The sequence below is a fragment of the Treponema socranskii subsp. buccale genome (assembly GCF_024181585.1).
Classification (GTDB): Bacteria; Spirochaetota; Spirochaetia; order Treponematales; family Treponemataceae; genus Treponema_D; species Treponema_D buccale.
In genome coordinates this window covers 714259-730675 of the sequence record NZ_CP054258.1, presented here as the reverse complement: position 1 = coordinate 730675, position 16417 = coordinate 714259, and the positions used below count along the sequence as shown (strand labels likewise).

The 16417-nt window shown below is 49.4% G+C and carries 12 protein-coding genes and 2 pseudogenes; 4 read left to right on the top strand and 10 right to left on the bottom strand.

Annotated elements, in window-relative coordinates; genetic code table 11:
* Window positions 1–28: 28 nt before the first annotated feature.
* Together HRI97_RS03235 and HRI97_RS03230 are read right to left on the bottom strand one after the other, a co-directional pair.
* Window positions 29–928 (bottom strand): DUF6675 family protein, encoded by a 900-nt coding sequence (locus HRI97_RS03235; RefSeq protein ID WP_253726512.1) that lies wholly within the window; start codon window positions 926–928, stop codon window positions 29–31.
* Window positions 929–937: 9 nt separating this feature from the next.
* On the bottom strand, window positions 938–2206 hold the full coding sequence (locus HRI97_RS03230; protein WP_253726510.1) for an argininosuccinate synthase: 1269 nt from the start codon (window positions 2204–2206) through the stop codon (window positions 938–940).
* Window positions 2207–2329: 123 nt separating this feature from the next.
* On the opposite strand from HRI97_RS03230, the gene arfB reads away from it, so the two are divergent.
* Entirely contained in the window at window positions 2330–2740 is a 411-nt protein-coding gene (gene arfB / locus HRI97_RS03225; protein ID WP_253726508.1) for an alternative ribosome rescue aminoacyl-tRNA hydrolase ArfB, read from the top strand.
* A 476-nt stretch (window positions 2741–3216) separates the two neighbouring features.
* Here arfB and tsaD read toward each other — a convergent pair whose 3' ends face one another.
* The 4 genes from tsaD to HRI97_RS03205 all read right to left on the bottom strand — a co-directional run bounded on the left by tsaD (window position 3217) and on the right by HRI97_RS03205 (window position 7647).
* Window positions 3217–4242, bottom strand: coding sequence for a tRNA (adenosine(37)-N6)-threonylcarbamoyltransferase complex transferase subunit TsaD (tsaD, locus tag HRI97_RS03220; RefSeq protein ID WP_253726506.1), 1026 nt, complete (start codon window positions 4240–4242; stop codon window positions 3217–3219).
* A gap of 16 nt (window positions 4243–4258) precedes the next feature.
* On the bottom strand, window positions 4259–5554 hold the full coding sequence (locus tag HRI97_RS03215; protein WP_253726504.1) for a divergent polysaccharide deacetylase family protein: 1296 nt from the start codon (window positions 5552–5554) through the stop codon (window positions 4259–4261).
* 82 nt (window positions 5555–5636) lie between these two features.
* On the bottom strand, window positions 5637–6644 hold the full coding sequence (locus tag HRI97_RS03210; RefSeq protein WP_253726502.1) for a leucine-rich repeat protein: 1008 nt from the start codon (window positions 6642–6644) through the stop codon (window positions 5637–5639).
* 160 nt (window positions 6645–6804) lie between these two features.
* Entirely contained in the window at window positions 6805–7647 is an 843-nt protein-coding gene (locus tag HRI97_RS03205) for a sigma-70 family RNA polymerase sigma factor (protein ID WP_253726500.1), read from the bottom strand.
* A 388-nt stretch (window positions 7648–8035) separates the two neighbouring features.
* Between HRI97_RS03205 and hflK the strand changes: the two genes are divergently transcribed.
* From hflK to HRI97_RS03190, 3 genes are read left to right on the top strand one after another with little or no spacing between them, the layout of a single operon-like run.
* The gene (hflK, locus tag HRI97_RS03200) at window positions 8036–9010 is read left to right on the top strand and encodes an FtsH protease activity modulator HflK (RefSeq protein ID WP_253726498.1); all 975 of its coding nucleotides are present in this window, start codon (window positions 8036–8038) and stop codon (window positions 9008–9010) included.
* Window positions 9007–9993 (top strand): protease modulator HflC, encoded by a 987-nt coding sequence (hflC, locus tag HRI97_RS03195; RefSeq protein WP_253726497.1) that lies wholly within the window; start codon window positions 9007–9009, stop codon window positions 9991–9993. The genes hflK and hflC overlap by 4 nt, the downstream gene beginning before the upstream one ends.
* 47 nt (window positions 9994–10040) lie before the next feature.
* Window positions 10041–11858: a hypothetical protein gene (locus HRI97_RS03190; RefSeq protein WP_253726495.1), complete on the top strand. Its 1818-nt coding sequence runs from the start codon at window positions 10041–10043 to the stop codon at window positions 11856–11858.
* A gap of 106 nt (window positions 11859–11964) precedes the next feature.
* Here the strand turns inward: HRI97_RS03190 and HRI97_RS12685 are convergent.
* The 4 genes and pseudogenes from HRI97_RS12685 to HRI97_RS03175 form a co-directional block, all read right to left on the bottom strand.
* Window positions 11965–12186, bottom strand: a pseudogene (locus HRI97_RS12685) (hypothetical protein); the annotation flags it as partial.
* Window positions 12187–12330: 144 nt separating this feature from the next.
* Window positions 12331–12987: pseudogene (locus HRI97_RS12680) on the bottom strand (Rpn family recombination-promoting nuclease/putative transposase); the annotation flags it as partial.
* A 182-nt stretch (window positions 12988–13169) separates the two neighbouring features.
* Window positions 13170–13961, bottom strand: coding sequence for an Rpn family recombination-promoting nuclease/putative transposase (locus tag HRI97_RS03180; RefSeq protein ID WP_253726493.1), 792 nt, complete (start codon window positions 13959–13961; stop codon window positions 13170–13172).
* 266 nt (window positions 13962–14227) lie between these two features.
* Window positions 14228–16216, bottom strand: coding sequence for a leucine-rich repeat domain-containing protein (locus HRI97_RS03175; RefSeq protein WP_253726491.1), 1989 nt, complete (start codon window positions 16214–16216; stop codon window positions 14228–14230).
* Window positions 16217–16417 lie beyond the last annotated feature (201 nt).

Here is a 16417-nt window from a genome sequence, read left to right as displayed (position 1 = left end):
TTAAATATTTTCGAAACCCGATATTCGATTAATTATTAATTTGATTGAGGAACCACTCGTAGAGCGCATCGGTGCGGCGTTTAAATGCGTCGGCCAAATCCACTTTTATAAAGAGGACGGTTACCGTCTGCTTTTGCCCCGTAACGATCGCCGCGGAAGAAAAGAAAATACCTTCTTCGAGCGGGTACGCCGAAATGCACATTTCCATTTCGCGCTCTTTTAAGCACGTCACTCCGTGGTATTTCATCGGCGTGCAGTTCGTAATTTCGACGAAGATTTCGGATGCGGAATCGGTATACGTATGGAGATACGTATTTTCTCCGAACGACGTATCTTCCTGAAACACGTAGCGCCGGTCGGAAGGGGGAACTTCGCTTGCAACGGGATCGGCGAGCGCGGTTTCCGTGCGTTCGGTATCTGCAATGTAGTACGAGCGCGTAAAAAGCGTTTTCGGCTTATAGCCCGCGCGGCGCGAAATATACGTAATGCCCTTTTGCGTAGAAACGCGTCCGAGCGCATTGTAGAGGGAAAGAAGTTTTTCATCCGCACTCATGCCCTTCCACGAAGCGGGATACGGGATGAGCGCACACGATACGACGGCAAAGCCGCTCTTGCCCTGCGGAGCTGCCGCCAATTTTTTCGCGGCGGCACTCGAAGAGGGCACGTACTTTGTCAAATCTTCTCCGCTTCCGTTACCGAAAGAAATAACTTTTCCTCCGACAAGATCGGCCGCCGCTTTTTCGCCGAGATTCGGAAGAGCCGCCGAAAGACGCTCGGTCTTTTTCACGGCGATCGTATGCCGGGTACCGTCGTGTGTCGGAGAAATCGCTGTAGACGAATCGGATCGACCCTCGTCGGCGCAGAGAGCGGAAAGCATACAAAGCGATACCGCAGCGGCGAAGATATTTTTTTTGACAATGTGTTTCATTTATTTTAATTATTCCGTCGGCCGCTTTTTCAAAGAACGGCTCTTTACGACAGCCTGCCCTTTACCCGCTTTTTGCTCCATCATTGCGCGCACGGTAAGCGGCAAACCGAAGAGCGTGATAAAGCCGCCCGCATCGCGGTGATCGTAGAGATCGCCCGTCGTAAAGCTTGCAATGCTTTCGTTGTACAAGCTGTACGGCGAGAACGAACCCGCACCCTGCATCGTGCCCTTGTACAATTTGAGGCGCACCCAGCCGCTCACGGTCTCTTCGACTTTGTCGTTGAACGCCATGATACCGCTCATGAGAGAGGTAAACCACAAACCGTTGTAGATGAGCTCCGCCTGCTTGAGCGCGATCTGCTGCTTGTAGTGATAAGTATCGCGGTCGAGGCACAAGTGCTCGAGCTGCTCGTGCGCGTAATACAAAATCGTTCCGCCCGGCGTTTCGTATACGCCCCGGCTTTTCATGCCGACGCAGCGGTTTTCGACGAGATCGATTAGTCCGATACCGTTTTTTCCGCCGATTTTATTGAGCGTTTCCATGAGCGAAAGCGCATCCATTTTTTTACCGTTGACCGCGACGGGAATACCTTTTTCGAATTCGATCTTTACGTATTCGGCTTTGTCGGGAGCCGCTTCCGGCAGCTTTGTGATTTTGAGCATGTTTTTCCAGTCGGGTTCGTTTTCCGTCTTTTCAAGTTCGAGACCCTCGTGGCTGATATGCCAAATATTTTCGTCGCAGCTGTAGGACGACGATTTTTTTACCGGAACGGGAATGCCTCGCTTTTCAAGGTACTCGATTTCGTCTTCGCGGCTTTGGAGATCCCATTTCGGATCGCGCCACGCGGCGATGACGCGGATATCCGGCGCAAACGCTTTGATCGCAAGTTCGAAGCGGACTTGGTCGTTGCCCTTTCCCGTTGCGCCGTGACAGATCGCAGAGGCTTTTTCCTGCCGAGCGTATTCGACGAGAATTTTCCCGATAAGCGGTCGAGCCGTCGACGTGCCGAGCAGATACCGGTCTTCGTAGAGCGCACCGCCTTTCAGAGCGGGCCAAATATATTCTTCGATATATTCTTTTCGCGCATCGACGACATAGCATGCCGAAGCGCCCGTTTTAAGTGCGCGCGCTTTTATCGTTTTCCAATCGTCGCCCTGCCCCAAATCGATGCAGACGGCGATGACGTCGTAATCGTAATTTTCCTTTAACCACGGAATGATGACCGTCGTATCGAGTCCGCCCGAATACGCGAGAATCACTTTGCTTTTTTTAGCCATACGAAGCCTCTTTTCGATAAATAAATTTATGACAAAGATTGTAACAACAATCGCGCAGTCTGGCAATCACAGGTGACAGTAAAAACATTTTACCGTACAAGCTGATTGTGCTATACTCGCCGTATGGACAGACAAAAACTGCACGACAGTATCGCGTTCCACACCGAAATGACATTCGCCCGATCGGGCGGAGCCGGCGGACAAAACGTAAACAAAGTCAACACGAAAGTACACGCGTCCGTAGCGCTCGAAAAAATCGAAGGCTTGTCGGAAGCGGAGCGGAAACTTGTCATACAGCGTCTGGCAAAAAGCATACACGTGGGCGTCATCTCCGTCGACGTGCAGGACGAACGCTTTCAGGAGCGAAACAGAAAAATCGCACTTGAGCGCATCGAAGCGAAAATTGCAGGCGCGGCACGAATCGAAAAAAAGCGGCGAGCGACATGTCCCACAAAGGCATCGCGCGAACGACGCTTGAAGATAAAAAAACTGCGCGCGGACATTAAAAAGAACAGGGGAAAAGTGCGGGTGTGAAAACGTATGTATCGGCTTTATTTCAATTTCGACACATTTGTTATCCCGGTAAACCTGTTATTTCGCTTTAATTTTTTCATAATTATTCAATAAAAAACGAAATCATACATCATCATACATTTTCGATTTTATCAAATAAACGATATACAGTATGAAAAAAGCCGCCGTATAAATCGGCAAACATCTCTTTTTCAGATATATTGAAGAGTCGGTATAAAATTGATAAATTTTCATGAGTATCGAACCCTGATACGGTCCGTTCATCGCTATGAAAACCATTTGCATTATTGTCAATAACAAACAAATTAAAAACGCATTCCTTGCATAGATGCAAATTTTTTTTGCCTTTTGTTTTTTTCTGCGGATACTTTGCCGCTTTGCGGAGGCGCTTTTATCGTGATCGTCCATTCGTTTTTTCTCCCCGCTTTGCGGAACATAGGCTCGCGGTGCAGATTGTCATCGCAGCCTTATCGCTATCACCTCCGCACCTGTTCCAATCCGCGCTTGAACTGAGGAATACGAGCCGAAGCTGTAGTGTTGAGCGGGCTCGTATCGCCGCGCTGCAAAAAATGATAGGCGACACCTGCGATCATAGCGCCGTTGTCGCCGCAGAGTTTGAGCGGCGGAAATATGCACGTGATATCGCGCCGCTCGGCGAGCAGCGCACGCAAGTGCGAATTGGCGGCGACTCCTCCGCCTGCGACGACTGTCGTAAGACCCGTGTCTTCCACCGCGCGGAAAAGGCGCGACGTGAGCGTACGGCAAGCGACATCCTGAAACGACGCGCACATATTTTCAGTCATCGGCTCGAAGCCTTCGTTCAAAAAGAGATCGCGCTGATGGATGACGGCGGTTTTCAATCCGCTGAACGAAACATCGTAGCGGTGTTCCTTTTCGTCGAGCTTGGGAACGGGAAAGGAAAATGCGCGCGCATCTCCCTCTTTCGAAAGTTTATCAATAATGACGCCGCCGGGATAGCCGAGGTCGTAAAACTTGGCGACCTTATCGAATGCTTCGCCGACCGAATCGTCGACTGTCGTACCGAGCACTTCGATATCGTCGAATCCGTGTACTTTGCAGATGATGCTGTGGCCACCCGAAACGAGGAGACCGAGATACGGGTATGCGATATCGTTTGCGAGATGCGCCGCGTAGAGGTGACCGAGCATGTGGTTGACCGCGATAAAGGGTTTTCCCGCCGCCCATGCGAGCGTTTTGCCGTAAGTCAAACCGACAAGGAGAGCGCCCATCAATCCCGGACGGTTCGTCGCAGAAACCGCATCGATGTCGCCGAGCGAAAGAGAGGCTTCTTTGAACGCCTGCTTTACGACGGGCAAAATCCATTCGGCATGCTTTCTGCTCGCGATTTCGGGGACGACGCCTTTGTATATTTCGTGAAACGGGATCTGCGTCGCAACGACGTTGCTTAAAATAACGCGGCCGTCTTCGACGATCGCCGCCGCCGTTTCATCGCATGAAGATTCGATACCGAGAACTTTCATAATCGCTCCAAACAGCTTACGGGCGGATAAGCGCGCCGGAATTGCTCACCGTCGTAAACGCATACCCCTTGTTTTTCAGCGCGGGATAGAATTCGATCAATATGCCCGGCAGAATATCCGCCGACCATATATGCCCTATCATGATCGCAGCTCCGTTCGCATTCGCAATGCCGATGCCTCGCATGATTTCGCGGATGATTTTTTCGCGGTCTTTGATATTGTCGAGAAACACGTTCCGCGAATAATAGGGTATGCCGAGCGCCATAGCAGCCTGCGGTACGCGCGTTTGGCTCGTCGTTCGCGAATCGAGAAAAAAGACGCCGCTCTCCTTTGCCGCAAGCATCGCAGCTCCGATTTTCATTTCGTCTTCGCTGATGAGAGAACCCTCGTGATTGTTGATTCCGGCGACCGGGCCGATTTCGGCGATATTTTCTTTTATAAGCGCTTCGATCGAAGACGTCTGCATATTCGCCGTAACCGCGCCGGGGCCGGGATTGACGTTCAAGTTTACCGCCTGCATGGGCTGGTGCAGCATCACTTCGTTGCCCGATGCGCGCACTTTGTCGGCGCACGCTTTCGAATGCACGAGCTTGGGCAAAACGGACACGGTGATCGGAAACGGGAGCGAAAGGAATTTTTCAAGCTGCGAAAGACTTTGACCCGCATCGTCGAATACGAAAACGAGCTTCGCGCCGTTTACTGCCTGCGGAATGTCGGGAAGAGACGAGACGGGTACTGCCGGAGACAGGGGCGCGGAAGACGACGGCTTTACCGACGAAAGCGGCTTTACGGATGCGGGATTTGCCTGCTGCCCCTTGGGTGCGGAAGACGAGGGCTTTGCACTGCCGGAGGATTTATTGTCCGCGCTTCGATGAACCTGCGCTTCGACCACGCGCTCCTTTTGCGTTGCAATTTCTCCCGCAGATGCGTTTTTTTTCGGCACATCGCTCCGCGGCGCTTCCCTTCCGGAGCTTTGCCGCGCAGCGGAATTTCCCGCACTTTGCTGCGGCTTTTGTGAACTTTGCCGATCGGCGTTTTGCCGAGCCTCCGCCGTGCGCGACGCATCGCCCGCGCCATCCGCGTTTTGTGAGGCGATCTGTTGCTCGACGGCGGTATTTTTCGGATTGCGTCCCGAATTGACGATGAGGACTGCAAAACAGGCGGCGACGATCAAAACACACAGGATCGCCGTCTGCATGGAAGAAAATACGATTTTATGTTTTTTGCCCTGAATCCGACGGGGGGCGGACTTTGTTCGAGTCGAAGATCGCGAAACGGTTTTCCGCCCGCATGTGCGTCCATTTTGTGCCATAGCGCGTATTCTATCACGTATCGCAGGTTTTGGAAACGCTCGAAAAAAATATCCGTAAGAAAAAATATCGCCTAAAAAAAATCTACGGCAGAGTTACATAACACCTTGCCGAACCCGCCAAATCGATCCTGTCGCCGTTTTTTAACACGAGGACGAATTTCATTTTTGCCCAATACTCATGACATTCTTTCAATATTGTATAAATCAAATCGGTTTCCGGAAGTTCGAAGTGTTTTGTCGGAACGCCGGTAAAAGTATAGACCGTTTTATTTTTTTTGATTTTGATAGGAAGCCTACCCATCAGCTCGCCGCCGTTATGCACATCGTATACGAATATGTTCGCCTTTTGCGTTTTCGAGGGCTTTTCCGCAAGCGTTATCGTATAAGCGATATCGTCCCACATGTGATAATTGGCATGGTCAAAAGCGACGGTGCCTCTTTCCCCTGCAGGCGGCTCATCGTTTTTTTTATCGGTCTTTTTATCGGAAAAATCTTTTTCATCCGAATAAACGATTTTTGCATCGTTCCACGCATTCCACGCAAGCGACCACTTTTCGGTATTCGCATTTTTATCGATCAGTATGTATTCGAGCGAAGAGCAATCGCCGAAAGCGCAGGCCCCGACATAGCGTACGCTCGCAGGAATCTCGATGCGTTTTAATGAAGGCACGTCAAAAAATGCATTATAGTTAATTTCCTCAAGCCCGTCGGGCAGCCTTATCTCTTCGAGCTGCATACAGTCAAAATAACGGAGACATTTTGTGCTCATCGGCAGTACGCATCTGCACACATTTTTGATATGAAAAAGCTCGAGTATGCAATCGTCGTCTGCGTAAGTGCATTCCGACAGATCCAAATCGAAATACAGGTTTTTGGAATTTTCGGTTTTCCACGTCAGCGTCACCAAGCTGTTTTGCGTTTCGGAAGAGAGCACGTCTTTTATTTTTATTGAAACGGTTTCGCCCTCGGCACCGGATGCGATTTTATAATTTTCAACATAAAATTTGAATTCGGAAACCGTAAAGTTTTTTTGAGCGAACGCTGAAAACACCGAGCAAAACACTGCAAGCGCGATAATCGATTTACGCATAATTTCTCCCGGAACCGGCCGATAGGCGGCGATTTGTTACATCATAAATGAAATACAAAGTTCCGTCTATAAAATAAAAAACCGCTGCAAAGCATTTTATATTGCCCTGCAGCGGCGCACAGAAACTCTCTCTGTCTCCGATGTTCTCTATGCGGTATGTTTATGCCGTCAGCGTTTCCTCCGCCGCACTTTCGAAAACCGATACGTTTTCTTTTATAAAACGCAGGGCGCGGATTTCGATTTTGCGTACGGTTTCCGAGGAAATGCCGAGCAGCGCGCTCGTTTCAAATAATGTCCGCTGTCCCATGCCGTCGAAATCGTAGCGGCAGAGCATAACTCTGCGTTCGTCTTCCGGCATCGAATCGATAAAAGCGCGAACTTCCTGTTTTAAGATTTTTCCGATTGCAGTCTCTTCAGGACCGGAAGTCGTATCGGGAATGCCGTCACCGCATACGGTATCTTCATAGTCGCTGCACGGCAAATCGAAACGTATGACGTTCCACGGCATGACGGAAATATCGCGCACCGTCTTTTCTTCGATATGTAAAACTCGGGCAATATCCGCATCGGACGGCATAAAGCCGTTTTTTGAAAAAAGCTCGGCACGAACTTCGTTTATTTCCCGAAGCAGAACGATTTTATTGTCGGGGATATAGATATCCGTCGATTTCGTCTGCACGTAGCGCTGCATATATTGCACTATCCACGGATAAGCGTAGGTCGAAAAACGCGTACGGAACGAGATTTTGAATTTTGAAACGGCGGTCATCAAACCGATATTTCCTTCCTGAATCAAGTCCATAAAAGACGTATTCGAATCGGCAAAACGGCCGGCAATGCTGATGACAAGACGCAAATTCGAATTGATAAATCGCGTCTTCGCTTTTTCATCGCCCGCCGCAATTTTTTTCAACAGCGATTTTTCTTCCGATTCGGAAAGCAAGGGATAGGATTTGATTTCATTGAGATACAATGCATACACGGTGTCGTTTTGTGTTTTCATACATCCGCTCCGGCTCAAAAATCCGGGTCTATATGCCCTCCGTCCTTTTCAAAACGGGGCATCATCCCTTGTCATCTCTCCGATATATTTTTGTGCAGACAAACCCTCGACTATCTATATTGCAAAAAATATGCCAAGTTAGGAAATAACGCCGATTTTTATATAAATTTATAATTCATTATAATACAACAAATTAAATACCGGTATCCGAACGAACTATGACTTTAATAAGAAAATAAGCTGTATATAAAATAAGACGCTGTATACTTTTTTATACGCAAATACATATAAATACGCGGACTGTATACAAAAGTATACAGTAACTGCAATTATTCGCCTATTGATGATATGGCTGACGTTTTATGTTATATTTGAAATGAGGAATACTATGGGAAAAATAACAAAAGAATCGACACGGCGTTTTTTTTCAAAGCCGTCGTCCTACGCGCTGCTGCTCGCCCTCTTTATCGGAGCGTCGGCGGTAAAAAGCAATTTTTACATCGTCGATGAAACGGAGCAGGCCGTCATCACGAGATTCGGCAAATACGTCGAAACCGTCGGCCCGGGTCTGCATTTTAAGCTGCCCTTCGGCATCGACAAAAACTACAATATTCCGGTGCAAGTCGTTCAGACGGAACAGTTCGGTTTTCAGACGATCGAAATGAAGCGGAACAGCCGCTATCAAAACGGTATCGTCGCCGAATCCACGATGCTCACGGGAGATTTGAATATCGTCGACGTCGAATGGATCATTCAATACCGCATCGTCGATCCGAAAGCGTGGCAGTTCAACGTCGAAGACCGCACGCGTACGATCCGCGACATATCCCGCTCGGTGATCAATACGCTCGTCGGCGACCGCGCCATCCTCGACATTATGAGCGCGGAACGCACGAACATCGAAATGCAGTCGCGCGATATGATGAACGACAATTTTGCAAAGCTCGGTTTGGGCATACACGTTACGACGGTCAAACTGCAAAACATCGTTCCGCCCGAGGGCGTGCAGGATGCTTTCGAAGACGTCAACAAAGCGATACAGGATATGAACCGATTTATCAACGAAGGAAAAGAAGCGTACAACGCCGAAATTCCGAAAGCGCAGGGTGAAGCCGACAAACAGATTTCGGTTGCGCAGGGATATGCGGCCGAGCGCGTAAACCGCGCGAGAGGAGACGTCGCCCGCTTCAACTCCGTGTACCGAGAATACCGTCGATCGCCGCGCGTCACCCGCGAGCGTATGTATTTGGAAACGATGGACGCCCTTTTCAATTCCGACACGAAGAGTACGCTCATCGACGGGAGGCTCCAAAACGTACTGCCTATAAAACAGCTTTCGGCTTCCGAAGGAGGCGCGCAATGAAATCGATCAAACGTATCGTACTGCCCCTCGTCGTTTTTTTATTTTTGTTAATTTTTTTCTTCGCATCCGGCCCGCTCTATATCGTCAGAGAGGGAAATCAGGCGGTCGTCACGAGATTCGGAAGCATCGCCGAAGTCCGCACCGATGCGGGATTGTATTTTAAAATCCCCGCAGCCGATATGGTGACGACGTATCCGAAACGCATCCTTTCAATCGACGGCGATCCGCAGCGCATCCCGACAAAGGAAAATCAATTTATCGTCGTCGACACGACGAGCCGCTGGAAGATAGCCGATCCGAAATTGTTCTACACGAGTTTTAAAACGATCGAAAACGCAAGCAATCGCCTGAGCGACATCATCGATTCGGCGACGCGTACGGTCGTCACCGCAAACCGATTGAGCGAAATCGTGCGTTCTTCGAACATCATCAACGAGCGCGCGGCAAAGGCCGTCGCAGCGGAAGACGAAGAGACGAAAGAAATCGAATCGCTTGTAAACGTCAATACGACGATCGAAGCGGTCGTACGCGGACGGGGCGCGCTCTGCGAAGAGATGACCGCCGCCGCAAACGCCCTCGTTTCGGACTACGGCATCACGGTTATCGACATCGTACCGCGGCAAATAAAATATTCGGACGAACTCACCGAAAGCGTATACAACCGCATGATAAAAGACCGCAGCCAAGTCGCACAGGCATACCGTTCGCTCGGAGAAGCGAAAAAAACGGGATGGATCGGACGGCTCGAAAACGAAAAGCGCACGATTTCTTCCGACGCGTATCGCCGCGCCGAAGAAATCAAAGGACAGGCGGACGCGGAAGCGGCGCGTATTTATGCCGAAGCGTACAACCACGATCCGGAATTTTACGCGTTTTGGAAAAGCATGGAATCGTATGCAAATACGCTTAAAGGCCGCGATGCGACGTACAGCACGAATATGGATTACTTCCGATATTTGTATTCGCCCGAAGGCAGACGATAACGCCGGCGGCTGAATGCGGAGTTTCCAAATGATTGTGTAATAAAATTATGAGTGAAATTATATTCGATACGGGATTAAGCGAATCGGCATTTGCCAAAACCCGTCTTTCAAATTTGCTTTCCGAATCGGGCATCGCCGCCTGCGCGGACAAAAACTTCGGATCCGATATGACCTTTTCGTTTTCCGAATGGAAGTTCGACGGCGTCAAAACGATCGGAGACGGAGACGGCGCGCACGTACACCTTTTCGGGCGGTTCGGTGAAGATGAAGAGATGCTCTCTCTTGCGGAAATATTTTTGAGGGCGGAAAGAGGCGGAGAAGCCGAACGCTATGCGGCGGCGGCCGCTTCCTATGCGGCACTATGCGCAATCGAAGAGGCGAAAAAAGAAAACGTAAAAATCGAAAACATCGGTGCGGGCGGCATCTATGTAAAAAACGCGGCGGGGTTTGCAAAAAAACCGGCTCTCCTTTTTTTGCCCCAAACGCTGTTCGATAAAGCGTGTGTGAGCGGCGGCGAATCCTATGCAAAACTGCAGGGCTTTTGGATAAGCAAAGCGCTTTCCGAAAGACGCAGCGCACTTTCTTTTACGCAGGCGGTTATCGCCTACCGCGCTCTTGCAAAACGCATGCCTTACGACAAAAGCGATGAGAGCGCGCGGAGCACCGACGAATACGATAAAAATTATATGCACCTCGAGCACGTCATAAACGGAGTCGATAAATCGCTTGCCGAAAGCGTCGATGCCGCGCTTGAACTTCCGGCACGTAGCGTAGAAGCGGAAAGGAAAAACACGCGCGCAATACACGGTGTGCACGGCGCGGCGGAAATAAAAGCGAGCGATGAAACGGGAAAAAAATCATACGGCGCAACGAACACGTCCGATACAACGGACGGCGCAGCGGACACACTGCATACGGCGGACAGGCAAAAAGAAAACCCGTTCCCGCTTCAAGCTTTTTATGCCGAACTCGGGATCGAAGGCGGCACGCTGAAAGAAGTACCGCACCCTGCAGCCCTGCCCCAAAGCGAGTTCGACGCAAAGGTCGCAGCGTATTATAAAACGAAAAAACGAAGCTTACGCGCCCGCCGTACGTTCAGACGCAACGCGGGAACGATCGCGGCCTGTTTTGCGGCTACAGCCCTTATCGCGTTTTTCGCTTTCAGCGCGGTACGCGATGCCCGACGCCGACCGTCCGCCGTCGGCCTTACATCTTTTGAAGTCGCCGAAGCGTTTTACGAAGCGATACATACGCAAAACGTCGAACTCGTCGGCGCAATGTCTTCGGGCAAAGTATCCAAGCGCTACGGCGATATCGTCGGCAGTATCTACGTCGTAAACAAAGCGAGGAGCGCCTACGATCCGAAAAACGGCATCGTCGCCCCGGAAACGTGGTTCGCTTTTCTTTCGGAGGAAAATGCGGAGGCAAGGCGGGACGTATACGGCATTACTTCTTTTACGCTCGACGGCAAAGAAAGCTCACTTGAAGTCCGCGTACCCGAACGGAGCGAAAAGAGAACGCCGGTAAGAAGCGAAGGAGGCGCACCGCTCGACGACGGCGCTCAAGCGGCGCATACGGCGGAGTATTACACCGTGCGCACGGACGGCGAAACGGGCGAGTTTATCGTAGAGCGCAATCGCGATAAAGTGACGCTGACGTATAAAAAGAACAGATGGGCCGTCACCGGCATCGAAGAAAAAGAGGAGAATGTGTCCGTCGACACCGCAACGTTCAAATCCGACGCGATCTGCGCCCTGCAAAAATACGGAGGAGATGCCGTCCTTGCCTCAAGCGCGCTCAAAGAAAAGTATGCGTGGGTGCCCGATCCGGACGCAGTGCGAAAAGCGGCAGAGATGAATCGATAACTCTTTTTTAATTTGTAATTAATAATTTGTAATGGGTAATTGTCGGTCGGTCGACGACATCAATTACCCGATACACATTTCCAGGACGTGCGGAGAATAAACCGAATTACAGTTTTTCAATTTCTTCGCGGCTTAAACCGGTTCCCTCGGCTATTTTGTCAATATCAAAGCCGAAACGTTTAAAAGCCGCCGCCGTTTCAAGCTTTGCTTGGTACGAGCCATCGGAAAACCCTTTCTCTTCGCCTTCGGCAAAAGCTATTCGCCCTGCTTCTTCTCTCTGTACCGCAATATCCGTATCATAATCATATTCGGCTACTAACATATTGATTCCTCTCAAAAAACTTTTGCAGGAAGTATCAACTTCCGAAAAAGTTTTTTCTGTGCGCACGAGCGCACCCGTACTATAGTCGAGTTTGCGACGCAAACTCGAGATAAAAAGCGGAGGCACTATTTCAGCCGATGCTTTTTATTGTACCTCCCGTGATTTTCTCATTAAATATTCTTTTAAGATTCCTTTTTCTATACATATCTTTACTGCATTGGTAAAACCGTTTTCGCTGTCGAGTTGGGTTTGTTTTCTTACCTCTTCTACAAAGAGGCTGTATTCTTCAAGCGGCTTGCATGCCGTTAGGACTTTGTTCGATTTGTCCGTGTTGATGTTGAGCACTTGCACCGTCAACTCAAGCGGTACTTGTTCGGGCTTTGTGATAAACGCATCCGACAGTTTTAAAACTGTAGTTTCAGGGTAGTCTTCTGTGCCATTATAAAAAACGTAAAACTCAGGCGCAGGGATTTTTGACAGCTTTCTTAAATACCGATCAGTCGGTGCTTGCAGTTTTTCATAGAGCCTTGCTATATACTGTAAAAATCGTAGGGGCATGTTTTCGTTTATTGTAGACTGGTGTTCTGCCAACACGATGATTTTACCGTCTACAAGGCAGGAGACGTCATTGATTATGTTCATGTACATAACGTTATCGAGCCTTATGTTTTCTACCGGAGACGAAAGCGGAAGGTGTGTACCGTGTAAGGCGTTGTAAAGCGATAAAAAATTTTCTTTCGCTTTTTCGTCTTCACTGAAAAGGTCGACAAAGACCGAGTCTTTGTATTTTCTGTTTGAAGTAGGCATAGCATACCCCCTCATTGATTGTATTATACCACAGGCTAAAGGATTTTAAAAGAGATAGCTATAACTATTTAAGTAATGAGGCCCCCACATAAAAAAACCGCCCACAAGCCGAAGTTTCCCTCGGCTTGAGAGCGGTCGGTTTTAAATGCGGAACGGATGCCGGGAATAAACCGAACTACCAATTAGCTAATCGATTCCACTTCTTCTTGAGTGAGGCCGGTAGCTTGCATTATCTTTTTTACGGAATCGCCGAGCTGTTTTAAAATCCGAGCCGTTTCGAGCTTTGCTTGGCGCGAGCCGTCGGAGAAGCCTTCGCTTCTGCCCTCTTCCCGTGCGTCCATTTCAAACCCCGACATAAAGCGGTATTCCTGCCGTGCCTGTTCGTTGTGTTTTACTGTCTGTATCATCGTTTCTATCCTCCCGGTATACTCCGTATTCACCGTTCCGGTTTTAACGTATTCCAAAAAGCCTTTGAGTTCCTTATTCTCGGCTTTACTGAATGCTTCCGCATTTATTATAACCTTTTTTGTCCCGTCTTGTAAGAGTGTTTGTCGGTCTTCGATACAAATATTTTCAAACGTGTAAAGAGGCTTGCCTTTTCCTATTGCATCGAACACGCACACAAAGATAATGTAGCTGTCGTTTAATGCTTTGTAATGCACACCTTTGTCTAAAAATGCGATGTCGATTGCCGCCTGATAATAACGCATACGCTTGGGGATATTATGTTCGTTCGCCACTTGCATTTCGATGTCGTAAGATTTGCCGGCTTCGTCCTTTACAAGCAGATCGAGACGTACCGATTTTGCTTCGATGCCGGCTGCGACGCTGTTTTGCGGCGACAGGTAGATAATTTTCCCGATTTGCCCTGCCAAAATCATTTCAAGGAATTGCTTGCAAATGGCTTCGTCCTGCATGATTTTACAAAACATAAAGTCATCGGCGATGGTTAAGTCGTCAAAACTTTTTCTCATACATACCTCCGTACCTAAATATAGGCGCAGACGGTACAAAAACAGGAACAAAAGGGAAAAGTTTTTGCAATTATTTTTCTCCCATAGTTGGCGTATAAAACCGGTAACGAACGAGGTGCCGATACGAGGCGTTTTGGCATTGGCTCATCCCGCACACAAAAAAACCACCCTCAGAGCCGAAGTTTCCTCCAACTTGAGAGCGGTAGATTCAATTGTTAATTTGTAATGTGTAATTTGTAATTAAATTAGCGCATTACCCATTGAAATTACGGCAGTGCCACAAACGGCTTTTTGAAGTCCTTCCATATCGGGGCATTTTGGTACGCGCTGACCGAGTCTGCGGGCACTTTTAATGTTACGCCGGCTAAGATTACGCCGCCAAAATCATAGTCTTGCAGTATGGGCGGAGCTGCCGCCTTACAGGTAACGCTTTGCAGTGCCGTACAGCCAGTGCAGAAAGCACCGTAATGTGAGGTAAAGGTAGAAGGCAGTTCAAGCGTTTTTAGCGCCGAGCAGCCGTCAAGGAACTGGCTGCCTAATTCGGTAACGCCTTCGGGAATCTTAACATCTTCAACCTTGCTGGCGCCAAGGAAGTGGCTCCCTATGGAAGTAAGCGATGAAGGAATGTAGACCGTTTGTAATTTCTGGCAAGCGTACAAAGCCAAATCTTCTACCGTTGTAAGACCGTCCGGTAAAATAAGGGAAGTAAGATTGCGACTGACGGAAAAAGAGTACGTCCCCAGTACTTCAACGGAGGAAGGTACCGTATAAGAGGTGCCGGCTTTATTGCGCGGATAGCGAATCAGCTTTGTTTTATGCTTATCGAATAAAACCCCGCCTTCTACGCTTAAAAAGTTACTCGGACCGCTTAACGCAAAAGCTTCTAAGTTCCACAAATCGTCGAAGTTGATTATGCTTTGTTTGCTGAAACCGGTGAGGGTATATGTAATACCCGAATATTCGGGATTTACATTGACGGTATAGACAGTACCACCAGCATCGCTTTCCCGCTTTGTCATTATCACCAGTTTCTGCGCCTTGTCGGTTATCTCGTACTCTGCGCCGTTCGGGAGCGTAAAAGTATCGGGAGTCGTTACTGAAGATATAAAGGATACCCGTATATCCGCCGCCTTTGTTACGGTGTGCTCGTAGGTGTTTGAGGTATTGCCCGGGACGGCCGTGCCGTTTACCGTCCACTTTTCCACCTTGTAGTCCGTTGCAGGAGAAGCCGTAAAGACGAGTGCAGTGTTTTCGGCAACCGCAGTGCCGGAAGTAAAGGCTGCTCCGCCCGTCTTGTATGTTGCGCTTATGCTTCCGTTCGGCGGTGTACCTGCAACGCCGAAGATTACGGCATAGGTGGAAGGCGGTCTTAGCTTAAAGGAGACGGCAACCGTTATCGGCTCGGTTATTTTTACCATAGCCGTCGTATTTTCAGGATTTCCGCCTGCAAGAAGCTGCCCGCCTGTAATCGTCCACGTGTCTACCATGTAGCCTTCATGAGGAGAGGCGGTAAAGACAATCGTTTTATCCTCTTCCACTTGCGCAGGAGAGGCGATTTCGGCGCCGTCAACTTCCGCCTTGAGCGTGCCGTGTCCGCCGTCTACGCCGAAGATTACATTGCCGAAGGTAACCGTTACGGTAACGTCTTCGGTGATTTTAAGCGTTGCGTTCGTGCTTCCCGGACTGCCGCCTGCTAAAAATGAGCCCGATGAAACCGTCCATTTATTCACCGCATAGCCTGCATCCGGTACTGCCCTAAAGATAAGTTCGGTACCTTCGGGCACTTTCTGATGGCCGGGCGGGATTACCGGCACAGTATCTACACTGCCGTGCTCCGGCTCGGTAAGCGTTACCGTGTGCAGGGCAGGAGGCGGCTCACCGTTCCGTTTAAAGAATACAAAAACCTGTGCGTTTGCCGTAACTTTGAGCGTGTAGGTAAGCGCTATGCCGTTTACCGCCGTGCCGTCAAGCTCCCACTTTTCAAGATCATAGCCTTGAAGCGGTTCTGCCGTAAAGGTAAGCACGGTGTTTTCGGCTGCCATGCCGTTTTCGCTCAGTGCAGGCGTTACCCTTACATTGCCGCCTATAGTGCGGTCGAGCTCTACCTTGTACTTTGTTACCGGCGGCGTGCCTCCGCCCGCGTTATTCGGGCAGGCGGTAAAGACCAGTGCTGCGCCGAGCGTCAGTACAATCAGTGCGGCTGTGACGAGCGCCGCAACTCTCGTTTTCTTGTTGCTTGAGTTAAATCCGCTCATAAAAAACTCCTCTTACTGTTTCTTTTAATTGAATTGCCGATATAAAAAAACGCGCGAAGACAGCGTTTTGTCCTGTGCATGTGGTGTGAGAAGTTTGAATCTGTGAAAGTTTGCCGTTGTATGTTCGTTCGCGTAAAGCGGACACCAAACTGCGCAAAAACAAGAAAGCAGAGCGGCTGCAGGGTTCCGCTGCGAAAAAAA